Source organism: uncultured Roseobacter sp. (assembly GCF_947491795.1).
Taxonomy (GTDB): Bacteria; Pseudomonadota; Alphaproteobacteria; order Rhodobacterales; family Rhodobacteraceae; genus Roseobacter.
Genome location: NZ_CANLKW010000019.1, coordinates 1 through 6,555 on the forward strand (window position 1 = coordinate 1; position 6,555 = coordinate 6,555).

General features: G+C 49.9%; 7 protein-coding genes. 1 reads left to right on the plus strand and 6 read right to left on the minus strand.

Annotated features, from left to right (window positions below):
• The 6 genes from Q1A34_RS21780 to Q1A34_RS21805 all read right to left on the minus strand — a co-directional run.
• The coding region (locus Q1A34_RS21780) for a glycosyltransferase family 2 protein (RefSeq protein WP_300039593.1) at positions 1-290 on the minus strand (290 nt) is incomplete at its 3' end.
• Between the two features lie 217 nt (positions 291-507).
• Positions 508-2,226: a hypothetical protein gene (locus tag Q1A34_RS21785; protein WP_300039595.1), complete on the minus strand. Its 1,719-nt coding sequence runs from the start codon at positions 2,224-2,226 to the stop codon at positions 508-510.
• Complete coding sequence (locus Q1A34_RS21790) at positions 2,172-3,350, minus strand: class I SAM-dependent methyltransferase (RefSeq protein ID WP_300039597.1); 1,179 nt, start codon at positions 3,348-3,350, stop codon at positions 2,172-2,174. The genes Q1A34_RS21785 and Q1A34_RS21790 overlap by 55 nt, the downstream gene beginning before the upstream one ends.
• A gap of 1 nt (position 3,351) precedes the next feature.
• Positions 3,352-4,542: a radical SAM protein gene (locus Q1A34_RS21795; RefSeq protein ID WP_300039598.1), complete on the minus strand. Its 1,191-nt coding sequence runs from the start codon at positions 4,540-4,542 to the stop codon at positions 3,352-3,354.
• On the minus strand, positions 4,512-4,934 hold the full coding sequence (locus tag Q1A34_RS21800) for a GtrA family protein (RefSeq protein WP_300039600.1): 423 nt from the start codon (positions 4,932-4,934) through the stop codon (positions 4,512-4,514). The genes Q1A34_RS21795 and Q1A34_RS21800 overlap by 31 nt, the downstream gene beginning before the upstream one ends.
• Positions 4,906-5,892 carry a glycosyltransferase family 2 protein gene (locus tag Q1A34_RS21805; protein ID WP_300039602.1) on the minus strand — a complete coding sequence of 329 codons (987 nt, stop codon included), beginning with the start codon at positions 5,890-5,892 and terminating at the stop codon, positions 4,906-4,908. The genes Q1A34_RS21800 and Q1A34_RS21805 overlap by 29 nt, the downstream gene beginning before the upstream one ends.
• A 411-nt stretch (positions 5,893-6,303) precedes the next feature.
• On the opposite strand from Q1A34_RS21805, the gene Q1A34_RS21810 reads away from it, so the two are divergent.
• Complete coding sequence (locus Q1A34_RS21810) at positions 6,304-6,549, plus strand: ATP-binding cassette domain-containing protein (RefSeq protein ID WP_300039604.1); 246 nt, start codon at positions 6,304-6,306, stop codon at positions 6,547-6,549.
• Positions 6,550-6,555 lie beyond the last annotated feature (6 nt).

Genomic DNA, 6,555 nt, shown 5'->3' on the forward strand with positions numbered 1-6,555 from the left:
AAACATGCGCCCGCCAGTTCCAGAAACCTTGCTGAAAAGTGGCCCATAGAAATGGGGCTGGATACGGAATAACACTTACCACATACATTGTCATGGTGGACAACGATGATATTATCATGTTCCGTCGCGAGCGTATCAACAATCGCCTTTGTATTGTCGGTCGACTCATCATTGACGACAATAATCTCAACTTCAAAACTTGTTTGTTGAAGACGGATCGATTCAATCGCGCGTGTGATTTTGCGTTCTTCATTGTGAGCAGGAACTATTACTGACACAACAACAGCCATAACCTAACCAATCCGCTTCTGTTATAGAGTTACTGGAGCAGAACGCATCCCAGTAGAATGGGCAATTTTCTACTACTCTCAGTTAACTGGCGGTCGATAGAACTGCAAGACAGCAGTCCGAAAATCGGCAAACATAGGTTGAAGCATAGGACCTCAAAACAACCACGCGTTCCTCCCCAAACTCACTGTCACGGCCTCTAAATCTCAAAACCTGTATCTAATCGCAAAGTGAGGCCAGTGGCATGGTCGATAAACCTCTAGGAGGACTACTTGGTTCAAACATGAGTTCACGGCACGTAAAGCCACGTAGTTCAGTGAGTTTTGAAGCGATTTCTGCAAAGCGATCATCCCGATCCAACCAACGCACACGAAAGACAAAATCGATCTCGCGTTGATCCATACACTCAAAAAATGCCTCTTCAGAGCGTTCGGACCGCATAGAATGGTTGTAAACCATGCAACCTTGCGGAGCGATGTTCAGTATCGCGTAAAGGCCGGGGGTTCGGCTCAAAATCATACCGGTTCGCGACGGTAATTGTTTGGCCAACTGTTCGCGAGCTTGGTGAAAAAAATCGTCTTGTTCAGACGTTACAAGCAGACCGCGAAACAAGGGTGCCTCTGCGAATGTCCGCTGGGCGCCCACCAGGGACGATTGCTGATAGGGGTAAAGAAGACTCATCGATACGGCCAACGCAGCGACCAAAACAGCAGGAATGCGACGCGTCCACTGTCTGGGATGATACACCTGCAAGACGAGACCTGCTGTAAGTATTGGCAAAGCGAGTGAAAAAGCGCCTATGCCTTGCGCCAGACCATTGCTGCTTGTTGCTGAAAGCACAGCGCACTGAAACAACGTAATCAGCCCCAAGGCGCGCGCATCCGGCAAACGTACCGAATGTTCTCGTTGCACACACCTTAGTGCGAAAAGGGCGATTGCGCTCAAAATGACCCAACCATCTAAGAATTCTAGTTTGTACCGATATGGCCATGCACTATCTGCAGGCCACGTAAGCCTCGTTTGGATCCCGTAAATGATCGAAACCGCAAGAAGTGCGACGAGCGTCCACAAAAGTGGTCGAACTGCAATTCTTGACGTCGGCAAAAACATCGCCCCAAGAACAAGCGCGGCAATCTGAGAATACTGAAATAGATTTCGCTCGCTCAACAAAGCGGTCCCCACGGAAAAACCTCCCGAAAAAGCCAAAGCAGTCCAAAAGCCACTGATTCCTCCGCCCAAAACGAAGACCAGCGAGATCAAAATTAACGAAAAGACAATGCAGTATGCAATGACGCCCAGAAGTTCCCGGATGCGGTCTTGAGTGACAAAAAACAGTCCGCTAATGACAGAAACTGCAATGCCTGCTGTTGGGTGCGCGAGGCCGGTAATGCTGATCACCAGGGCCCAAACCCACATTGGAAGATGCACCCTGCACACAACAAATAGCATTGTCAGCGCCCAGCCAATTTGCGAAATCGTGTTGTAGCTGATCGCGAAAATTCCATGATAAGGAACAGCCAAAACAAGCGCGACTGACGCGAAACAGGCGGCTCCGTCATCAAGCCCACGTCGGACAAATTGCCGCCGCGAAAAAGCGAACAGCAACAAGAGCAGCCCAGCAAAAAGAAGTCGGCCAAACAACACCAAACCAGTCACACCAAACATAGAGTGATAGAGCTTGAGTACAGGATAAAACAGAATGTAGATGAGTTGCTGAACGTAGAGGTCAGTCGCAAACAATGTCCCTGTTCGCAGCAGTCCTTCGATCTGATAGTAATATTGGATTTCGTCGGTTAAATCGATACCAATGAAACAGTGGGCTAGCAAAACCATCAACAAAACGGTTTTGGCAAATAATACCGTCGCGCTAGGCCCCACCACGCCTAGTCTTTCGAGACCGGGTTTCTGGCAATCACTACGACGTTCCAGCAAAGCCACCTTAGTGGAGGGAAAATACGCATAAGTCCTCGGTCAACAGTCTCAAGCGGCACATATAGCCATTTCCACTTTGGCGCTTCTTGGACAACTGCTTTCCAGTATCTTTCTTTGTTTGGATCTCGCCGCTGGACAAAAGCCATAATCAAAAAAATGACCAGTGTACTCAGCCAGAAAAATTTCACCTCTGTGTTTTCGAAGTGACCTCGGATTAGTTCGACATCTGCCCGCGTCAGAGGATGCTCGTCTTCGGTTCGTACCTCCATTGCCCGCCGACGGTAAACATTGATGACTGGGTTATAAGCAACAGGGTCCCAGCTTACGAAAACACCGCCAGGCGCAAGATGCGGCATGACTTGGCGCATCGTGGAGTCAATGTCGACATGATGCAACATGTTGCCTGCATAGATAATGTCGAACTTCCGGTCAGCTGGGAAACCAAGCGACTCTGACGAAGCTACATGCGTTTCGATAGTCACATCATTTAATGCAGCCAACTGCAGCGCCACGTCACACATTCCTGGGGAAAGGTCGGATGCGGTGACCTTGGCTCCACGCGTTGCCATGTACACGCTCACCTCACCCAAACCACACCCAAGATCAAGAAAGGTTTTCCCGTTCAGATCGCCAAGCGCTTGCGTGATAAAACGCATCTCGGGGGCGGTACACGCCTCATTCGCGCGTCTTACGTCGATCTTGGATAGATCCTCGCTTGCGGCCCATGCATCATGGAATTCGCGCTCGGCTTCAATTCTGTCGTCGTTCTGGTTCAAATGCTCAAACCCCGCTTTCGTTCCAAGGTCGGACAGGACCTTCTGAAAGTATTTTTTGTTCGTATCTTGTACATGATCGTTGCCATACCGCAGCCCCGCCGCGTCCAGTTTCTTGATCGCAACATCTGTATCACCCCGGCGGTACAAGGACGCTTCATGCAAGGCAACTGTCTCATTGATTTGCACGACGTCTGGGTGTGTGATCACGATATCACCGGCCACATACTCAAAGTGAAGCCGATCCAGAAATGTCAGCCAATCGGACGGCGTGTCAGGCCCAGCTTCCATCGGATTGTCTTCCGCTTCAATCAAAAGACGGAATTTGAAGGCTTCAAATCGGATTTTCTTGGGCACGCTACGACGCCTTTTTGGTTTGATCCTGGCGCGAAATGGGTCGATTGCGCGGTTCCGAACGGATCCGCTGTGCCTTTTCAAGAAGTTCTTCGTAAGTAAACGGCCACTTCTTCTCTGGCGGAGATGTCAAGAATGTTTGGGTTCTTTGAATTTTAGCAGCAAGAAACCGCATTGAAATTGTGATCTCGGGGTAGCTGCCATACATACAACCATCACACGCTTTAACGACCTCATGCACCTCGTCGCGAAAGACAGAGTCCCGATACAGCTTTGGAAAAGCTGGATCATAGGCTGGATATTTCGATGGAAGCCGGAAGTCGCAACAGGGCGCGAAGTTCCCATTCGGCAAAAGCGCAAAGTACAAATTCGGAGAATCGCAAACACCAGAGTTTTTGCGTCGCCAACTGGTCGGCTTGTCCCGAATGAACTCCTTGATATCATCTAGATACTGGTCACTATCGTACAGCAGGAAGCCTTCTTTACGCATCGCCCGTACGCGATCCAACAGCTTGTCCGCTTCATCGGCTTCTTCTGGGCGGAAGCTTAGTGTCTGGTCAAAAGTTCTGAAGCCACGCGGCCTGCGAAATTTAGTAACGTGAACAGGAACAAGAGACGTGAACCAGGAAATCTCAGTTCCAAATCTTATAACGTCCTCAATATCACCCAAATTACCCGGCTGCATGACGCACCCCAACGATGCGAAGCTGTCTTTTTTCGGTAAATGCTGTGTAAACGTTGCGATTGCCTTCAGTGCTTGATGCCAGCTTTCGTCGAAATCGCCATTGATCTTATCTTGCGTCGCACCGTGCAAGCTATCCAGCGAAATCGAAATGTCGCAGCCGCCGGCTTCAATAGCCTCGATGATACGCTCTTCATTTGCAAACCCATTGGTCTGCATGCGCACGTGAACTCCCCGCGTCTCAAACGCCTTGATAATTTGTGCCAGATCCCGTCGCGCAAACGGCTCGCCGCCCGTCAGCAAAACGATCGCAACACCCATTTCTGCGAAATTGTCCGCAATGCGTTCGACTTCATCGATCGTCACTTCGCGCACGTCCGCATTTGCGTAAATTATGTTGCATTGCTCGCATGTCAGATTGCAGCGCGCCGTTACATAGAACTGCACGTAGACGGGCGCATCTTGCAGCAAAGCAGCGCGCGCTAACGTTCTTTTTGAGAGCTTTGAAAACACGTCCAGTACCGGTCCAGAAGATTGCGAAACGTGAAGTTAATGAGCAAAGTGAAAAAGTTACTGACCAACTTCGCGATAAGCAGGTTTAAACCAAATCGCTCCGCGAGTGTCCAGATTATTAAGGTGCCAATAAGCATCACCACAACATTCATAGCGAAGGTGATCCCAAAGTCCCAGAGTCCAGGAACTTGGGTGCCCGGAAAAGCAAGCAATCTGATCATGGCAACGTTTACGGTCGACCCAATCAAGAACCCGCACACGTTTGCGACCAGAATGCCGGCTCCGGACTGAACCAACAGCCAGAACACCAAGACGTCGAAGGCAAACCCAACAACGACCGCGCCGAAATAGCGAATGCCGCGGTCAAAGATTGATAGTTTCGGAGACGACATATAGCGGGCGGCCCTTTATTTCGTCGAACACCTTGGCAACATACGTGCCAACTACACCGATGATCATGATCTGTAAGCCATTGAAAACAAGAATGGAAATCAAGACGGATGTAATCCCGGGCACAACCGTGTCGGTAAAGAACTTCAAGTAAAGAAGTACTAGCGCAGATGCGGCACCAACACCGATTAGAAGAACACCCAAACGCACGAACAAAAGCAGGGGTTTGGCAGAAAATGATGTGATCCCACTTACCGCAAGCTCGACCATCTTGCGAAGGGGGTACTTCGTCGTCCCTGCATAGCGCTCATCGCGATCATACATCAACGGTGTAGAACGATAGCCGATCCACGGGATCATACCTCGCAGAAACCGGTTACGTTCTTTCATATCTGCGAGTTTGTCGGCGACCCGACGCGACATCAGCCGAAAATCTCCCGTATTTGGCGGGATCGGCGTATCGGACAGTTTTTGCAGAAACCGATAAAACCAGGACGCGGTTGCTTTCTTGAACCAAGTCTCGCCTGGCCTCTCGCGCCGCTGACCATAGACCGTGTCATACCCGGTCTGCGCGAGATCAAACATATCTTCAATCAGTTCTGGCGGATCTTGAAGATCAGCATCAATGATCGCTACGTAATCGCCCGAACTGGCATCAATACCTGCAGTAACGGCAATCTGATGTCCAAAATTTCTGCTCAGATTAACCGTCTTGTAGGCTGGTGAACGATCAGCTTGAGCGCGCAATAATTTATAGGATGAATCAGATGAGCCGTCGTTGATAAAGATGAATTCGACAAGCGCTTTGCCGTCCATTTTGTTTGCAAGTCCGTCCAGCCGCCGAAACAACTCTGGCAAGCACGCTTCTTCATTAAAGACCGGTATGACTACAGAAACGACCAGTTTCTTGACCTGCTGTTCTGAAAAATCCACAGCGCTGTCCACAGCCGCTGCTGTCACCGAAATTTTTCCAGTCTCGGCTGCATCCAATGGGCTCTGTTTCGTTGGAACCCGTTCGGACGTATCGCTTAATGTATCTGGCACTTTTGCGGCTCGATATGTTTGCTATTCGAAAAACGCCAAAATTTTAGCGGCTGCATCAAACTAGCTTATCTGCATGGAATTCGGCAATGCCATCACGCCGCTTGTCGCCGCTTTCGCGCGAATGTTGAGTTTTGACGCAACAAAGCCACAACTGGCAAAATGAAGAAGTTGAATCATTGCCCAAGCGCACCTAGATCGCAAAAGAAAGCTCAAAACCGGGTGGACTAACTTGCTAGACGCCAGAGGTATCAAAAAGACATATGCGACATCTGAGGGGCCAATAATGTACTTCGCGGTGTTTCGCTATCGCTCGCTTCAGGCCAGACCATCGCCTTAACTGGAGCAAGTGGCTCCGGTAAAAGCACTCTGCTGCATTGTCTGGGGTGTCTGGAAACGCCCGATGCTGGAACAACCACAATTGACGGAAGGAACCTGACGGATTTAAGCGAAGCCGGAAAAGCGGAAGCGGCTGTACCAAAAAGACAGTTCGATCATCCACCTGTCCAGCCCCATTTCTATGGGCCACTTTTCAGCAAGGTTTCTGGAACTGGCGGGCGCATGTTTAGGGCCTGATGAGGT